Consider the following 15,585-nt stretch of genomic DNA (forward strand, 5'->3'; position numbering starts at 1 on the left):
AAGCGCCCCCGTGCCGCCCAGCGCCTGCGCCGTCACGACGCGGCCCGCGGCGATCAGCGGCGAATCGTCGCCGAGCAGCAGTTTTTGCACGGCGGCGTCATATGCGCCGAGACCTTCGATCGGCAGATAGCCGCGCGGCAGACCGGCTTCCACACGCGCCTTTTCGGCTTCGCGCACCGCGCGCAGCAGCGGGATCTTGCCTTCTTCGTTGGTGTACACGCCCACACCGAGGTTCACCTTGGTCGCGCGCGCATCGGCGTTATAGGCTTCGTTCAGACCCAGGATCGGGTCGCGGGGGGCGAGTTCGACAGCGGAAAAGAGGGACATGATCGTTCGGCAAAAGTGAAGGAAGATCGGTTGGGCCGCATGCTGCACCGGCCACGGAACTCGCTATTGTAACGAATCCTCAAGCCGGATTTCCGCGGATTTGCCATTCTCCGCGCCGCTTTCAGGGCTATTTCCGGCACGATTGGGCGATTTCTGGCGCGCGCCCGCTTGGGCGTCTGCCTGGGCGCTCGCCGTGGCCGCGACGCGCGGGCCTTGCACTACTGCCGTTGCGCCCCATGTATGGCTGACCCCGCCTCGTCTCGCCCCAGGCTTGCCCATCGGCAAGATTCGGCAAGACGCTAGAATAGTTGTTTGCTCCGCGCACAGGATGCCCCCCATGTCCGACCACACCGTCGCCGACGCGCCCGCGCTCGACGAGTCGAAATTCGTCCAGTACGAAGGCTCGCCGTTCCAGCTCTACCAGCCGTACCCGCCGGCCGGCGACCAGCCGACGGCCATCGAAACACTCGTGGAAGGCGTGGAGGACGGCCTCTCGTTCCAGACGCTGCTTGGCGTGACGGGCTCGGGCAAGACCTACACGATGGCGAACACCATCGCGCGCCTGGGCCGCCCGGCCATCGTGTTCGCGCCGAACAAGACGCTCGCCGCGCAGCTCTACGCCGAGTTCCGCGAGTTCTTCCCGCGCAATGCCGTCGAGTACTTCGTCTCGTACTACGACTACTACCAGCCGGAAGCCTATGTGCCGCAGCGCGATCTCTTCATCGAGAAGGATTCGTCGATCAACGAGCACATCGAGCAGATGCGGCTTTCGGCCACCAAGAGCCTGATGGAGCGGCGCGACGTGGTGATCGTTGCGACGGTTTCGGCAATCTACGGTATCGGCAATCCGTCCGAGTACCACCAGATGATTCTCACGCTGCGCCACGGCGACCGTCTCGGCCAGCGCGACGTCATCGCGCGCCTGATCGCCATGCAATACACGCGCAACGAGCAGGACTTCCAGCGCGGCACGTTCCGCGTGCGCGGCGACACCATCGACATTTTCCCGGCCGAACACGCCGAAATGGCCGTGCGCGTGGAACTGTTCGACGACGAAGTGGAAACGCTGCAGCTCTTCGATCCGCTCACGGGCCGCGTGCGCCAGAAGATTCCGCGCTTTACCGTCTATCCGTCGTCGCACTATGTGACGCCGCGCGAGACCGTGCTGCGCGCCGTTGAAACCATCAAGTCCGAATTGCGCGAGCGCCTCGAGTTCTTCCATACGGAAGGCAAGCTCGTGGAGGCGCAGCGCCTCGAGCAGCGCACGCGCTTCGACCTGGAAATGCTTCAGGAGCTGGGCTTCTGCAAGGGCATCGAGAACTATTCGCGGCACTTTTCGGGCGCGCTGCCCGGCGAGCCGCCGCCCACGCTCGTCGATTACCTGCCGACCGACGCCATGATGTTCCTCGACGAGTCGCACGTGCTGATCGGCCAGTTCAACGGCATGTACAACGGCGACCGCGCGCGCAAGGAAAATCTCGTCGATTACGGCTTCCGGCTGCCTTCTGCGCTCGACAACCGGCCGCTCAAGTTCAACGAGTTCGAGCGCAAGATGCGCCAGGTCGTGTTCGTTTCGGCCACGCCCGCCGACTACGAGAAGAAGGTGACGGGTCAGATCGCGGAACAGGTCGTGCGGCCCACGGGCCTCGTCGACCCGGTGATCGAGGTGCGGCCCGCATCGACGCAGGTCGACGACGTGCTCGGCGAGATCAACGAGCGCGTGGCCGTGGGCGAGCGCGTGCTCGTCACGACGCTCACCAAGCGCATGGCCGAGCAGCTCACCGAGTTTCTCTCGGACCACGGCGTGAAGGTGCGCTACCTGCATAGCGACATCGATACGGTCGAGCGCGTGGAGATCATCCGCGACCTGCGTCTGGGCACTTTCGACGTGCTCGTGGGCATCAACCTGCTGCGCGAGGGCCTCGACATTCCCGAGGTCTCGCTCGTGGCGATTCTCGACGCCGACAAGGAAGGCTTCCTGCGCGCCGAGCGCTCACTCATCCAGACGATCGGGCGTGCCGCGCGCAACGTGAACGGCAAGGCCATTCTCTATGGCGACCGCATTACCGACTCGATGCGCCGAGCGATCGACGAAACCGAGCGCCGCCGCGCCAAGCAGATCCACTTCAACGAAGAGAACGGCATCGTGCCGCGCGGCGTGGTCAAGCGCATCAAGGACATCATCGACGGCGTCTACAACGTCGATGAAGCCCGCGCCGAGCTGCGCGAGGAGCAGGAGCGCGCGAAGTTCGAGGACATGTCCGAGAAGCAGATCGCCAAGGAAATCAAGAAGCTCGAAAAGCAGATGATGGACTACGCGAAGAACCTCGAATTCGAGAAGGCTGCCCAGACGCGCGATCAACTCGCGGTGCTGCGCCAGCGCGTGTTCGGGGCGAACGTGGGCGACCATCCGATCTGAGCATCGGGCCACGAGGCGGGTGGGGCGGCTTTGCGCCGCACCCTGCCTGTTCCATTCGAATGCCTTTCGTCAGATCCCGACGCTGCAACCGGGCCGCTAGCCGCCGTAAGCCCCTGTTAACAAATCGCTGCTAAAACCCTGTCGCGGTTGGGTTTTCCGCGCCTCCGAATTTGTCCCTCATCTGCATCGGTGTTAAACTTCGCCATTATTGAGAATTGTTCGCATTAGCGTTATTACATGGACGCAGCGAACGTAGGTCGGATGTAACCCTCATATATAAAAACCAGGAGTTTCGATGCGGATTCACTCTCTCTTGCGCGGCACTGCCGTCATCGCGGCCGCCACGGCGGCGTTTGCGGCCAACGCGGCGGAATACCCGATCGGCAAGCAGGCAATCCAGGGCGGCATGGAAATTGGCGCGGTCTATCTGCAGCCGATCACGATGGAGCCGGAAGGCATGATGCGCAAGGCCTCGGATTCCGACATTCACCTCGAATCGGACATCCACGCGGTCAAGAACAACCCGACCGGCTTCGCCGAAGGCGACTGGATGCCGTATCTGCAGGTTCACTACGAACTCACCAAGCCGGGTTCGAGCTACGTGCAAAAGGGCGACCTGATGCCGATGGTCGCCAACGACGGCCCGCACTACGGCGACAACGTGAAGCTCGCCGGCCCCGGCAAGTACCACCTCAAGCTGATCGTCGAGGCGCCGATGCAGACGGGCCACATGGCGTTCGGCCGTCACGTCGACAAGGAAACGGGCGTGGGCCCGTGGTTCAAGCCGATCACGCTGGAATACGATTTCCCGTTCGCGGGCATCGGCAAGAAGGGCGGTTACTAAGTCGTAGTTAGTGTCACCCGGCAGTGCGAGCGGCGGCGCGTATCTCGTCCAGCGCCGCCGCATGAATGGCAGCAAGGAGCAGGTAAAACCCATGACTGGAAAGCGGAAGTTTGCGGCGCTCGCGCTCAGCGCGTCTTTTGCGGTGTCGCTCGCGGGCGTGGCCACGATCGCGCACGCCGAAGATCTGCCCACGTTCAAGCTCGAAATGAACGACGGCAAGCTCAACCCGGCGCGCATCGAAGTGCCGGCGGGCAAGCGCATCAAGATCGAGGTGCGCAATACGGGCAAGGGCGCCGCGGAGTTCGAGAGCGTTCAGTTGCGCAAGGAAAAGGTGCTGGCGCCCGGCGCGGATTCCTTCGTTGTGATCGCGCCGCTCGATCCGGGCGAGTACAAGTTCTTCGACGATTTCCACCAGCAGGCGCAGGGCGTGATCGTCGCGAAATAAGCGTAGCGAAGTAAGGCCGCTGGCGTGTAGCGCCGGTAGCGGGAGGTGTTGAATGGGTCAGGTGATGTTCATCGTGTGGCGGGAGAGCGTCGAAGCGCTGCTCGTCGTCGGGATTCTTTATGCGTGGCTGAAAAACGGCGACGCCGATGCGCGGCGCGGCGTGCCGTACCTGTGGGGCGGCGTGGCGCTCGGCATCGTTGCCGCCGTCGCGCTCGGCGCGGCGCTGGTCGGCTTCACCGAAGTGCTGTCGGGCGACGCGCAGGACTACTTCCAGACCGGCATGGTGCTGGTGGCGTGCGTGCTGATCGTGCAGATGGTGCTGTGGATGAAACGCCACGGCCGCACGCTCAAGCGCGAGATGGAAGAGTCGCTGGAAAAGAGCACGCGCGACGCGAACTGGTGGGGCGTGACGATTCTCGTCGCGCTGGCCATCGCGCGTGAAGGCAGCGAGACGGTGATCTTTCTCTACGGCCTCGGCTTCGGTCAGTCGGGCCATGTGGACGCGAGCCAGTATCTCGCAGTGCTGATCGGCCTCGCGCTGGCGTTCCTCACGTTCTATCTGCTTCAGCTGGGCGGCAAGATCTTCTCGTGGCGGCACTTCTTCCGCATCACCGAGATCATGCTGCTGTTCCTCGGCGCGGGCCTGTTCCAGACCGGCGTAGACAAGCTGATCGACAAGGAAATCCTGCCGACCATCGTCGACCAGGTGTGGAACTCCTCGGCGATCCTCGACGACTCGAGCACCTTCGGCTCGCTCGTCGCGACGCTCACGGGCTACCGCGCGCATCCGGCGCTCATGAACCTGGTCGCCTATGCCGTGTACTGGCTCGTGGTGTGGTTCCTCGTGCGGCGCGCGACCGGCCGCGCGGGCGTGGTTGCGAAGAGGAAGGCAGCATGAGTTGTGCATCCGCTCGCCCGACGCAGCCAAACGGGCGCCCTGGCAAGCTCGCCCAGGCGGGCCAGTGGATGCAACGTCACGGCGCGGCGATCCGCGCCGTGCAGTGGGTCGTCGTTGCCGTCTACGCATTCCTGATTCTCGTGCCGGCGGCGATGCCGCTGCCCGGAGACACGGCGCACCTGTGGAACAACCTCACGCTCGCGGCGCAGTTCGTGTTCTGGGGCATCTGGTGGCCGTTCGTGCTGCTCTCGATGGTGATGCTCGGCCGCGTGTGGTGCGGCGTGCTTTGCCCCGAAGGCGCGCTCACCGAGTTCGCCAGCAAGTTCGGACGCGGCCGCGCGATTCCGCGCTGGATGCGCTGGGGCGGCTGGCCTTTCGTGGCCTTTGGCCTCACCACGATCTACGGTCAGATGGTGAGCGTCTACCAGTACCCGAAGGCAGTGCTGCTGGTGCTGGGCGGCTCGACGCTCGGCGCGATGGTGATCGGTTTTCTGTACGGGCGCGAGAAGCGCGTCTGGTGCAAGTATCTCTGCCCCGTGAACGGGGTTTTTGCGCTTCTCGCGCGTCTCGCGCCGTTTCGCTTCAAGGTCGACGAAGACGCCTGGCGCAACTCCTACACGCACGGCGAGCACGGCGGGCATCGTGTGATTCCCGTGAACTGCGCGCCGCTCGTGCCGCTGCGCAACATGAAGGGCGCCGCGCAGTGCCACATGTGCGGACGCTGCAGCGGCCATCGCGACGCCATTGCGCTCTCGTGGCGCTCGCCCGGGGAAGAAGTGGTCGAGCTGGGCGACAGCCAGGCGAACCCGTGGGACACCGCGCTGATTCTCTACGGCCTGCTCGGTGTGGCGATCGGCGCGTTCCACTGGACGGGCTCGCCGTGGTTTATCGGCATCAAGCAATGGCTCGCCGGCTGGCTCATCGACCGCGACATCACCTGGCCGCTCGACACGAACGCGCCGTGGTTCCTGCTCACGCATTACCCGGAGCAGAACGACGTGTTCTCGTGGCTCGACGGCTCGATGATCGTGGGCTATATCGTCGCCACGGCGCTCGTGTATGGCACGGCGCTGCTCGTGATCCTCGCGGGCTCGACGGCAGTGCTCGGGCGTTTCGAGATGCGGCGCCTGCATCACTTCGCGCAGTCGCTGATTCCTCTGGCGGGCGCGGGCGTGTTCCTCGGCCTCTCGGCCACGACGCTCTCGCTTCTGCGCGCCGAGCACGTGCCGCTAGACTGGGCCGCCGAGGTGCGCATTGCGATTCTCGTCATCACGAATCTCTGGAGCGCCTGGCTCGCCTGGCGTGTGACGGGCCGCTACAGCTCGCGGTTCTGGCAGCGCGCGCTGGCGTTCGCGGGCTTCGCGCTCGCGCTCGCCGTGGTGGACAGCGCGTGGTGGCTCATGTTCTGGGGCTGGGTGCGCTGAGCGCGCGTCGACGTTTCTTCGTCTGCTGCTGATATAGCCGACATACGAGGCATCAGCGCGTCGCGGCACAAGTCTGGGTTACTCTCAAAGACCGGGTTGGCTATCTTGCCAAACCCGGTTTTTGACTTTTCGGAGAGACGCATGCGAACGCGAGCAGTACTGACCGACGAAGACGTGATCCGGGTAGCCGACGCAGCCGTTGCGCACGCCCGCGCGAATGAATGGATCGTGACGATTGCCATCGTCGATGATGGCGGCCATCTGCTGTATCTACGCCGGCTCGACGCCGCCTCGCCCATTACCTCGGAGATCGCCGTAGCCAAGGCCCGCACCGCCGCGCTAGGGCGCCGCGAGAGCAAGGTCTACGAGGACGTCATCAAGCAGGGCCGCACGGCGTTTCTCAGCGCGCCGCTCACCGGCATGCTGGAAGGCGGCGTGCCCGTGATCGTGAACGGCGATGTCATTGGCGCGGTAGGGGTGTCGGGCGTGAAGTCCGATCAGGATGCGGCTATTGCGCGTGCTGGCATTGTGGCGCTTGGGGTCGAGTAAGCGCATCCATCGCCGCGCGTAGCGGCGCCAGAAAAACAAAAGCCGCGGACTCGTGCCGCGGCTTTTGCTCGGGGTGCATAGCCTCGGGCGGCTCACGCTTCGCGCGCCACTCCGTGCTTTGCATGGGACCGGAGTACGCGCTAAAGCGCCAACTCCGGATCGACACAGCTGTGAGAACAAAAAAATGGCGTGGCTTGCTTCGACGGCTGGCTTGAAGCTTGAAGGATGTCTGCACGAAGGGGTCTAGATCTCGCGTGCAAGCCGTCGTTGCTGGCTAATGCCCCAACGCCTCTCAGAGGAGGCGGTCCCCACAATACCCGGTTGAAACCTTGCGGTTTCCTATTTCGTCAGGATCAGCTTGCCGAGCCGGGTGGCCCGCAGCTGATACGTCTCGCCGTTGTGCATGATGCTCACATGGCTGCGGCCTTGCAGCAGCGCCGCGCTATCCAGCTTGCGCTCGTCGCCTGGCGCGGCGGCCGCCGTTTCGGCGATCTTGCGCGGCTTCGGCTGAGCGACGGCAGGTTTGGGCCGTGCGCTGGTCAGTGCCGAGCTGCCGTTGCGGCGCAAGCTTAGCGTGGAGGTGCGGTTCAGTTCGGTCATGAACGTGACGTCTTTGTCTCGATTCGATGGAATGATTCTAAATGATAATCGTTCACATTTACAACTACGAGATATTCATCGAAATCGAACACCGATAGCCTGAGCCGAAGCGGGCGTTGTGTCATGAATCGGCGTTTGCCATCCCGCACAGGGCGGTTTGACAAACGCCGGGAGCCTTCAGTGCAGCGCGTTCGGCGCGTTGCCGTCGCCCTGCACGAACTGGCGGATGAGCCGCACGGTGTCGATATCCGACTCGCGATAAGCCGACTTCACGATCTCGGAGGTCTGGCGATCGTCCTCGGTGTCGGCGGTCGGCAGCGTCGTGCGGTACTCGAAGCGCAGAAAGAGCTGCAGCGGATCGGGCTGCTCGATCGTCATCGTGAGCGAGCCGCCCACGTACTCGGGCGTTGCCATGATGTCGTAGCGCACGCTCTCGTTGGGTGTGAGCGTGACGCGGTCGCGCACCGTGGCGTGGCCATAGTGCAGCTCGCGCTCCATCGTGCTCTCGGTGCGCGAGAGGATCGTGCAGCTGTCGAGCCCGATCACGAAGAGCTGCGGCTGCTCGGCGCGCAGCACCAGCCCTTCCCACAGCTGCTCGCGCGTCATGGCCTCGACGAGCGGGTTCAGCGGATCGTTGATCTGGATGAGGTGTTCGAAATTCAAGGCGGCGCCTTCCTGTGTTTGTGTCCTTGCGCCGCCGCTCAAGCGACGACGAGGCCCGTGCGGATCGCGATCGTGTTCGTGAGCACCTTGTGGACCGGGCAGGCGTTGGCGATCTGCAGCAGGCGCTCGCGCTGCTCTTCGGTGAGTGCGCCTTCGAGCGCGATCTGGCGGTCGATCCTGGTGCCTTCGCTGCCGGTTTCCATCGTGAGCTTCACGCGTACGCCTTCGAGCGGCCACTCCTTGCGCTGCGCGTACATCTTCAGCGTGATGGAAGTGCAGGCGCCAAGGCTCGAGAGCAAGAGCGAGAAGGGCGACGGTCCGCGGTCGCCGCCGCCGAGCGAGGCGGGTTCGTCCGCGATCCAGGTGTGGGTGCCGTCGTCGAACTGGACCTGATAGTTCGTCGAGCCAATGTGTGCGGTGACTGCGGGTTCGGCCATGCGCTCCTCGCGGGCGGGACGGTTAAAGAGGGACGGGCGCGCGACCAGCGGTGCGCGCTCCGGAAACCTTATTGTGACGGAAAGCGGGCGTGCCTGTGGCGATGCGACAGAACCCGCTGCGGCGCTCGCCCCGGTTTCAGTGAGCGATGCGTCCCATGCGCCCGGCCTGATAGTCGAGCACGGCCTGGCGGATCTCCTGCTCCGTGTTCATCACGAACGGGCCATAGCGCACGACCGGTTCGTTCAGCGGCACGCCGCCGATCAGCAGCACCTCGAGCGGCGCGCTCGCGTCGGCCGGAGCGGCGATCGTGACGGTGTCGCCGTCGCTCGCGAACGTCACCATCTGCTGGGCATCGATGGCTTGCCCCTGCGGGCCGTACAGACCGGTGCCCGAGAGCCCGTATGCAAACACGCGGTATTCGCTCGGCACCGGCTGCTCCACGCGCGCGCCGGGCGCGAGCGTGAAGTGCTGGTAGAGAATCGGCGTGCGCGTTTCGATTGCGGCCTTTGCACCGAGCGCTTCGCCGGCAATGACCTTCACCGAGACCTTGCCGTCCTTCGAGCGGCCCACCGGAATTTGCTCCGTGGGCAGTTCCTGGTAGCGCGGCGCCATCATTTTGTCGCGCGCGGGCAGGTTCACCCACAGCTGCAGACCATGCATGCGGCCGCCCGTGCGCGTGAATTCGGGGTCGGGCATTTCGCTGTGGATCACGCCTGCGCCGGCCGTCATCCATTGCACGTCGCCGGGGCGCAGCGTGCCCGAGTGGCCCGCCGAGTCCTTATGGCCGAAGCGGCCCTCGACCATGTAAGTGACGGTTTCGAAGCCGCGGTGCGGGTGGTCGGGCGCGCCCTTGGCCTCGCCGGGCGCGTAATCAACGGGGCCCATCTCGTCGAGCAGCAGGAACGGATCGAAGTCCATCAGCTGGCGGGTCGGGAACGGCCGATGGACGATGAATCCGCCACCCTCGGTGGTGCGAACTGCGGGATAAACGCGTTCGATCGTGCGGGTCGTGGTCATGGATCTCACCTCGAATTGTGGGAATTGCGTTATATGCGAAACAAACCGCTATTATAGGTACCCAATTTGGCCTGTTTTACGGCCTCATCGCAATGGATTGTCCCATCGCTGGAACGACGACATGAAAATCGATTCGCATAACCTCAACGACCTGATGTACTTCTCGCAGGTGATCGAGCATGGCGGCTTTTCCGCCGCCGAACGCGTGCTTGGCATCTCGAAGTCGCGTCTGTCGCGACGGGTGAGCGAACTCGAGGCCTCGCTCGGCGTGCGCCTGTTGCAGCGCTCCACGCGCAAGCTCGCGCTGACGGAGGCGGGCGAACTCTTCTACGAGCATTGCCGTGCGATGCTCGCCGAAGCGCAGGCCGCGGTGAACGTCGTTCAGTCGCTGCGCTCGTCGCCGCGCGGCACGGTGCGCGTGAGTGTGCCCGTCACGCTTTCGCAGACCATCTTTTCGCAGGTGATTCCTGAATTCATGCATCGCTACCCCGAGGTGCGGGTGGTGATGCGCGTGACGAACCGCGTGATCGACCTGTTCGAAGATTCCGTGGATATCGCGCTGCGCGTGCGCTCCGAGCCGCCGCAGAACGCCAATATCGTGGTGCGGCCGCTGTGGCGCACCGAGCAGATGCTGGTGGGTGCGCCGAGCCTGCTCTCGCAGAACGCGCCGCCGCTCACCCCCGAGGACCTTTCGCGCTTCGAAACGCTCGATACACCCACGGGCGACGGGCGCCACGTGTTCCAGCTCATCGCACCCGATGGCACGCGTCATTCACACGAACACGAGCCGCGCCTCATCACCGCGGATCTCACGACGATCCGTGAGGCCGCCTTGCAAGGCCTTGGCATCGCTGCATTGCCGGAGATGATGTATGGCGCCGCGCTGCGCACGGGCAAGCTCTCGCCCGTGATGCCGGGCTGGACGTTGCCGGTGCCGCAACTCTATGCGGTATTCCTCTCGCGTCAGGGTATGGTTCCCGCCGTGCGCGCCTTCGTCGATTACCTCGTGGAAGTGCTCGATGCCGATAAGAGCTTGCAGCAGGAGTGTCCGCTCAGAAGCGACGTTGCCGCGCTTGCAGCGAAGGCAGAAGGGCAGAGCACACCGAGCGCGCAGGTTGGGCTGCCACGCACAAAGAGCGCCAGCAAGATCGAAACGGCATGAAGCTTTGCGAACGTGCACGCGCGTGCGCTTGTATGAAGCTTGGCTTGCTGCGCAGTGCATTCGTGCATTACGTATAGCGCCATTTGTTTTTAGGCATTCAAGCGTGACCAGCCATCGCTACATTCAATGGCCTAACTCTTGTAGGCGTGAAGCGAGAGGAATATATTGAAGTCCTTCTCGCCAAGCACCGGTCTTGAGCGGGAATTGATGGCCGCTATCATAGTGGGCCTTCAGGGCCGAAAGCGCAGTCCGTGTTGCCCACGGCAGTCGCATGTGCCGGTGTGAACCGATCGATTGTCGGGGAGTCGCCGCCACCGCCCGAATGCGCCGCGTGCGCACGAAAAAAGGCCTTCATCTGACGATGAAGGCCTTTTACTTTGTACCGCTGAATTAAGCGTGCTGCGCGTACCGATGCACGCAGCGAGCCGCTTAGTGATGCGCCGGGTCGGTGACGAAGCCAAGCTTCGTGAGGCCGCCGCTCTGCGCCGCGGACATCACCTGTGCAACGCGTTCGTATTGCACCTTGCGGTCCGCGTTCAAATGCAGTTCCGGCTGCGGCGTGGTTTGCGCCGCGGCCGCGATCTTCTGGTTCAGCGCTGCGTCGTCCACTTGCGTGCCGTCCCACAGCACCGTGCCGTCCGCTTCGATCGAGATATTGATCTGCGCGGGCTTCGTGTCTTCCTTCTGACTGCTCGCGTGCGGCAGGTCGATCTTCACGGCGTGACGAATCACGGGAATCGTCACCATGAAAACGATCAGGAGAACCAACATGACGTCGACGAGCGGCGTCATGTTGATTTCGTTCATCAGGCCATCGTCGTCGTCGCTGGCAAAGGGGCTCATCGCCATGATGCTTGCCTCCGCTCTTTAATGGCTGCGCGCAGCGACACGCAGGTTGCCCGTGTTGCCTTCCTTCGACTGGCCACGGGCCGTCGAGGAGAGGCGCGCGCCCGTCACGAAGAAGGCATGCAGGCCGTGCGCGAAGCGGTTGAGCTTCGAGACGATTGCCTTGTTGGCGCGGGTGAGGGCGTTGTAGCCCAGCACGGCGGGAATGGCGACGAACAGGCCGAACGCGGTCATGATGAGCGCTTCACCCACGGGGCCGGCCACGGCGTCGATCGAGGTTTGGCCCGTTGCGCCAATCGTAAGCAGTGCGTGATAGATGCCCCACACCGTGCCGAACAGGCCGACGAACGGCGCCGTGCTGCCGATCGAGGCAAGAATGGCGAGGCCGCTTTGCATCTTCGCGACCGACTCGTCCATGGTGTCCTTAAGGCAGCGGGTGACCCAGTCCGACACGTCCATGCGGTCGTGCAGATGCGGCTGCGTCTGGTGATGATGATCGGCGGCTTCCTGGCCCGACAGCGCGAGCGCGAGGAACGGGTTGTCTTCAGGCGAGCCGCTGCCGAGTTTCTTCACGCCGTCGGCGAGATCGTCCGAGTGCCAGAACTGCTGCTCGGCGTTCTTCGTGAGGCGCTTGAGTCGCGCGACGTTCCAGCCCTTCACGACGATCACGCACCACGACAGCACCGACATGATCAACAGCGCGAGCGCGATGCCGCGCGTCACGAAATCCCCTTGCGCCCAGACGTGGGCGATACCGTAGTTCTGCATTGTTAGTCCTCTTTATTCAATTCATGAAAGCGTGTGACTTCAGCCGGTCAATCGTTCAGGCTGAACTCGAAGGGTTGCGTGTAGGCCGCGCGCACGGCTTCGCCGTTTTCCAGGTACGGCTTGCACGAGCTTTGGCGCATCGCGTCGAGCGCGGCGTCGTCGAGGCGGGCGGAGCCGCTCGACTTCTTCAGCTCGATGTTCTCGATCTTGCCGGTGAGGCCCACGACGAAGTGCACGAAGGCCGTGCCCGTTTCGCCGCGCCGGCGCGAGAGCGTCGGATAGTCGGGCTGCACGATGCGGCAGTCGAGGTGCGATACGTTCTTGGGCGCCGAAAGCGCCATGGTCGGCTTGGCGTCGGTGGCCGCGGCGGCTTGCGGTGCGGGCGCGGGCGGCGTGGGAGCCGGCGGCGTTGGCGCGCTAGGCGCGGCCGACTCGATCGCGTGCTGCGAGGGCGCTTCGGCCACGGGCAGCGGAGTCGGCTTGGGCTTGGGCTGCACCTTCGGCTTTTCGCGCGTCACGTGCGGGACCGGCTTGGGCGGTGGCGGCGTGGGCGTGGACTGAATCGCAGCGGGGGCGGCGACCGGCTCGGGCTTGAGCAGTTCGGCCGTCATCGTTTGCGACTGGAGTGCGACGGGCGTCACGGGTTCGCGCTTCATCAGCACGACGCCGATGAGCGCGGCATGCAGCGCGACCACGATCGCGCTCGCCGTGACGACACGGCGATTGACGTGAACAGTGGAAGACGGCAGCGTGCCAGCGGTGGTTTGGAAAGCCTGCATGTTTAGCGTGGCTGCCATGCGGACAGCGGCGCGCAGGCGAACCGGCGCGTCGTGTCGGGCAGCTTTATTTGCGAAAGATCAACAGCGAGATGCACAGCGTCGTTACGAATCCGATCAGCAATTCCATCACGACCTCCTTTGAGGGTCACGAGCGGTAGCTGGCTGGTCGGGAGACGGGCTTGCTGTCGGCGGCGATTTGACGTCCGCGGCGCCTGGCACGCGAGGCGCCTTTGGCTAAGCGGGCGGACGGGGCGGGCGCGCATCGGTGGCTGGATGCGCGCCATGGCTTCAGGCAGCCTTGCGCTCGTAAAACGTGAGCGGAACCGCATGAGGGACTACGGCGGGGGCGACCGGATGCGTCACCCCGCAGCGGCTCGCGCAAACACCGCTTTGCGCCATCACGTCACGAACGGATTCTTCGCACTTGCCGCAGCAGGTCGCGACGCCGAGCTCGAACTGCAGCTCGTCGAAAGAATCCATGCCTTCCTCGATGGAGGCGCGGATCGTCCGGTCGGAGACGGATTTGCAAACGCAGACAATCATGATGGACCGCAATAGAGAGAGTTAATGCGAATTATTATCATTATGTTTGCTGGGTTTGGCAAGCGGGTAGACGGATTTTTTGTAACAAAACCGGATGTTTAGCAGGGGTTTTGCTTTGGGTCAGGAAATGACGGACGAGAGAGGGATGGTTGCCAAGGCGCTGAACGGGCCGGCAAGCGGTCAGCCGTGGCATTAGCCCCGCAGGTTTGGGTAGCGGCGATGGAGCTTGCTAGCGGGCTTCAGGCAGGAGCCAGATGGTACGCGGGCGGTGAGTCAGGCGCGCAGAAACGGGGTTGAAACGACAACACCCTGCGAAACGCGAATCGCAAACTCTGGAATTGCGCCTGGTGTAGCGCCGGCGCGTCAGGCCGCGTTCGCTTCGAGTTCCCGCGTGCGGCGCGAGGGGATGACCACGCGTTCGACATTGGCGTCGAGCCCCAGCAGCGCGGCGGCCAGCTCATGCAAATGCGCGCCGTCGCTCGTCGAGCAGAAGCGGATGTCGTCGGCGCCCGCGCCTGCAGGCTCGCCGCCCGCGCGCAGGCCGTGCTGGTCGAGCACGCGTTCGAGCTGCCGGGCGATGGCGACGCTCGTGTCGACGAGCGTCATGCGTTCGCCGACGATCGAGCGGATCGCGGTGTCGAGAAACGGGTAGTGCGTGCAGCCGAGCACGAGCGTGTCGGCGCCCGCGTCGAGCATGGGCTCGACGTAGGCGCGCAGCAGCGCGAGCAATTCGGCCGAACTAATGTCGCAGCGCTCCACGGCTTCCACGAGGCCATGGCCAGGCTGGCACAGCACGCGCAGGTCGGCGGCGTGACGTTCCACGAGCGCCTGAAAGCGTGCGCTGCGCAGCGTGACCTGGGTGGCGAGCACGCCGGCCACGCGCGATTTCGAAACCAGCGCCGCCGGCTTGATCCCAGGCTCCACCCCGACGAGCGGGACGGAGAGCCGCTCGCGCACGAGCGCGATGGACTGCGCCGTGGCCGTGTTGCAGGCCACCACCAGCGCCTTCGCACCCTGCGCGACTAGCCATTCGCAGATCGCGAGCGTGCGGTCGGCAATGAAGTCGTCGTCGCGCTGGCCATACGGCGCGTAGCGCGAGTCGGCGACGTACACGAGCCGTTCCGCGGGCAGCAGCGCGCGCACGGCGCGAAGCACCGAAAGGCCGCCGAGACCGGAGTCGAAAATGCCGACAGGCGCAGCGCGGGAAGAGGCCGGTAGGTTCACGGAGATGGGCGCAGAAGGGTGGGTGCGCATCCGCAAGGCGGACGGATGCGCGCAAGCCGAGAGGCGTGCGATCAGGATTCTACCGAACCCATGGCCGACTGCTGGTAATTCTGGATGCCGATCTTACCGATGAGGTCGAGTTGCGTTTCGAGCCAGTCGATATGCTCTTCGGTGTCGTCGAGAATCTTCACGAAGATTTCGCGCGAAATGAAATCACGCACCGATTCGCAATACACAATGGCTTCCTTGCAGGTGGACTGCGAAATCTGTTCGAGCTTCAAATCGCACTCGATGATTTCCTTGGTTTCTTCACCAATCAGCAGCTTGTGCAGGTCTTGCAGGTTCGGCAGACCGTCGAGCATGAAAATACGTTCGATGAGCCAGTCGGCATGCTTCATTTCGCCGATCGATTCGTCATATTCATGCTTGCCGAGTTTCTCGAGGCCCCAGTGCTTGTACATGCGGGCATGCAGAAAATACTGATTGATAGCCGTGAGCTCGTTCTTGAGCTGCGCGTTCAGATATTCGATGACCTTCTTGTCGCCTTGCATAGTCTTTCCTTTCTTTGTGGGGCGGTGGCTGGTTTCCAACAATAAACGCTCAATACACAAAAGCCAAGGCCGAATCTACGTTGAATTG

Annotated in this window: 18 protein-coding genes; 7 read left to right on the top strand and 11 right to left on the bottom strand. The window is 63.9% G+C overall.

Annotation, left to right across the window (positions count from 1 at the left end):
• The coding region (locus U5A65_RS34555; protein ID WP_321949103.1) for an aminotransferase class I/II-fold pyridoxal phosphate-dependent enzyme at positions 1-327 on the bottom strand (327 nt) is incomplete at its 3' end.
• A 337-nt stretch (positions 328-664) separates the two neighbouring features.
• Here U5A65_RS34555 and uvrB point away from each other — a divergent pair.
• The 6 genes from uvrB (at position 665) to U5A65_RS34585 (ending at position 6,906) form a co-directional block, all read left to right on the top strand.
• Positions 665-2,746 carry an excinuclease ABC subunit UvrB gene (gene uvrB / locus U5A65_RS34560; protein WP_321949104.1) on the top strand — a complete coding sequence of 694 codons (2,082 nt, stop codon included), beginning with the start codon at positions 665-667 and terminating at the stop codon, positions 2,744-2,746.
• A gap of 295 nt (positions 2,747-3,041) precedes the next feature.
• Positions 3,042-3,590 carry an iron transporter gene (locus tag U5A65_RS34565; RefSeq protein WP_201698127.1) on the top strand — a complete coding sequence of 183 codons (549 nt, stop codon included), beginning with the start codon at positions 3,042-3,044 and terminating at the stop codon, positions 3,588-3,590.
• Positions 3,591-3,681: 91 nt separating this feature from the next.
• Positions 3,682-4,035, top strand: a complete 354-nt coding sequence (locus U5A65_RS34570) for a cupredoxin domain-containing protein (protein WP_321912406.1) — start codon at positions 3,682-3,684, stop codon at positions 4,033-4,035.
• A 52-nt stretch (positions 4,036-4,087) separates the two neighbouring features.
• Positions 4,088-4,933 carry an FTR1 family iron permease gene (locus tag U5A65_RS34575; protein WP_321912404.1) on the top strand — a complete coding sequence of 282 codons (846 nt, stop codon included), beginning with the start codon at positions 4,088-4,090 and terminating at the stop codon, positions 4,931-4,933.
• Positions 4,930-6,357, top strand: a complete 1,428-nt coding sequence (locus U5A65_RS34580; protein WP_321949105.1) for a 4Fe-4S binding protein — start codon at positions 4,930-4,932, stop codon at positions 6,355-6,357. The genes U5A65_RS34575 and U5A65_RS34580 overlap by 4 nt, the downstream gene beginning before the upstream one ends.
• A 141-nt stretch (positions 6,358-6,498) precedes the next feature.
• Positions 6,499-6,906, top strand: coding sequence for a GlcG/HbpS family heme-binding protein (locus U5A65_RS34585; RefSeq protein WP_321936077.1), 408 nt, complete (start codon positions 6,499-6,501; stop codon positions 6,904-6,906).
• A gap of 339 nt (positions 6,907-7,245) precedes the next feature.
• Here the strand turns inward: U5A65_RS34585 and hemP are convergent, their stop codons facing one another.
• The 4 genes from hemP to U5A65_RS34605 form a co-directional block, all read right to left on the bottom strand.
• Positions 7,246-7,506: a hemin uptake protein HemP gene (gene hemP, locus U5A65_RS34590; protein WP_321912397.1), complete on the bottom strand. Its 261-nt coding sequence runs from the start codon at positions 7,504-7,506 to the stop codon at positions 7,246-7,248.
• A gap of 177 nt (positions 7,507-7,683) precedes the next feature.
• Positions 7,684-8,169 (bottom strand): SRPBCC family protein, encoded by a 486-nt coding sequence (locus U5A65_RS34595; protein WP_321912395.1) that lies wholly within the window; start codon positions 8,167-8,169, stop codon positions 7,684-7,686.
• A gap of 38 nt (positions 8,170-8,207) precedes the next feature.
• Complete coding sequence (locus U5A65_RS34600) at positions 8,208-8,606, bottom strand: OsmC family protein (protein WP_321912394.1); 399 nt, start codon at positions 8,604-8,606, stop codon at positions 8,208-8,210.
• Between the two features lie 136 nt (positions 8,607-8,742).
• Complete coding sequence (locus U5A65_RS34605) at positions 8,743-9,624, bottom strand: pirin family protein (protein ID WP_321936076.1); 882 nt, start codon at positions 9,622-9,624, stop codon at positions 8,743-8,745.
• A 121-nt stretch (positions 9,625-9,745) separates the two neighbouring features.
• Between U5A65_RS34605 and U5A65_RS34610 the strand changes: the two genes are divergently transcribed.
• Positions 9,746-10,786 carry a LysR family transcriptional regulator gene (locus U5A65_RS34610; RefSeq protein WP_321912390.1) on the top strand — a complete coding sequence of 347 codons (1,041 nt, stop codon included), beginning with the start codon at positions 9,746-9,748 and terminating at the stop codon, positions 10,784-10,786.
• Between the two features lie 429 nt (positions 10,787-11,215).
• Here the strand turns inward: U5A65_RS34610 and U5A65_RS34615 are convergent, their stop codons facing one another.
• From U5A65_RS34615 to bfr, 6 genes are all read right to left on the bottom strand, one after another.
• On the bottom strand, positions 11,216-11,635 hold the full coding sequence (locus U5A65_RS34615) for an ExbD/TolR family protein (protein WP_133183537.1): 420 nt from the start codon (positions 11,633-11,635) through the stop codon (positions 11,216-11,218).
• An 18-nt stretch (positions 11,636-11,653) separates the two neighbouring features.
• The gene (locus U5A65_RS34620) at positions 11,654-12,400 is read right to left on the bottom strand and encodes a MotA/TolQ/ExbB proton channel family protein (RefSeq protein ID WP_321912387.1); all 747 of its coding nucleotides are present in this window, start codon (positions 12,398-12,400) and stop codon (positions 11,654-11,656) included.
• A 47-nt stretch (positions 12,401-12,447) separates the two neighbouring features.
• The gene (locus U5A65_RS34625; protein ID WP_321936075.1) at positions 12,448-13,179 is read right to left on the bottom strand and encodes an energy transducer TonB; all 732 of its coding nucleotides are present in this window, start codon (positions 13,177-13,179) and stop codon (positions 12,448-12,450) included.
• A 288-nt stretch (positions 13,180-13,467) separates the two neighbouring features.
• Positions 13,468-13,722, bottom strand: coding sequence for a bacterioferritin-associated ferredoxin (locus U5A65_RS34630; RefSeq protein WP_321912384.1), 255 nt, complete (start codon positions 13,720-13,722; stop codon positions 13,468-13,470).
• Positions 13,723-14,085: 363 nt separating this feature from the next.
• Positions 14,086-14,946, bottom strand: a complete 861-nt coding sequence (gene murI / locus U5A65_RS34635; protein WP_321912382.1) for a glutamate racemase — start codon at positions 14,944-14,946, stop codon at positions 14,086-14,088.
• A gap of 71 nt (positions 14,947-15,017) precedes the next feature.
• Complete coding sequence (bfr, locus tag U5A65_RS34640) at positions 15,018-15,497, bottom strand: bacterioferritin (protein WP_233882110.1); 480 nt, start codon at positions 15,495-15,497, stop codon at positions 15,018-15,020.
• Positions 15,498-15,585: the final 88 nt, after the last annotated feature.

It is taken from the genome of Paraburkholderia sp. J10-1, from assembly GCF_905220165.1.
Lineage (GTDB): Bacteria > Pseudomonadota > Gammaproteobacteria > Burkholderiales > Burkholderiaceae > Paraburkholderia.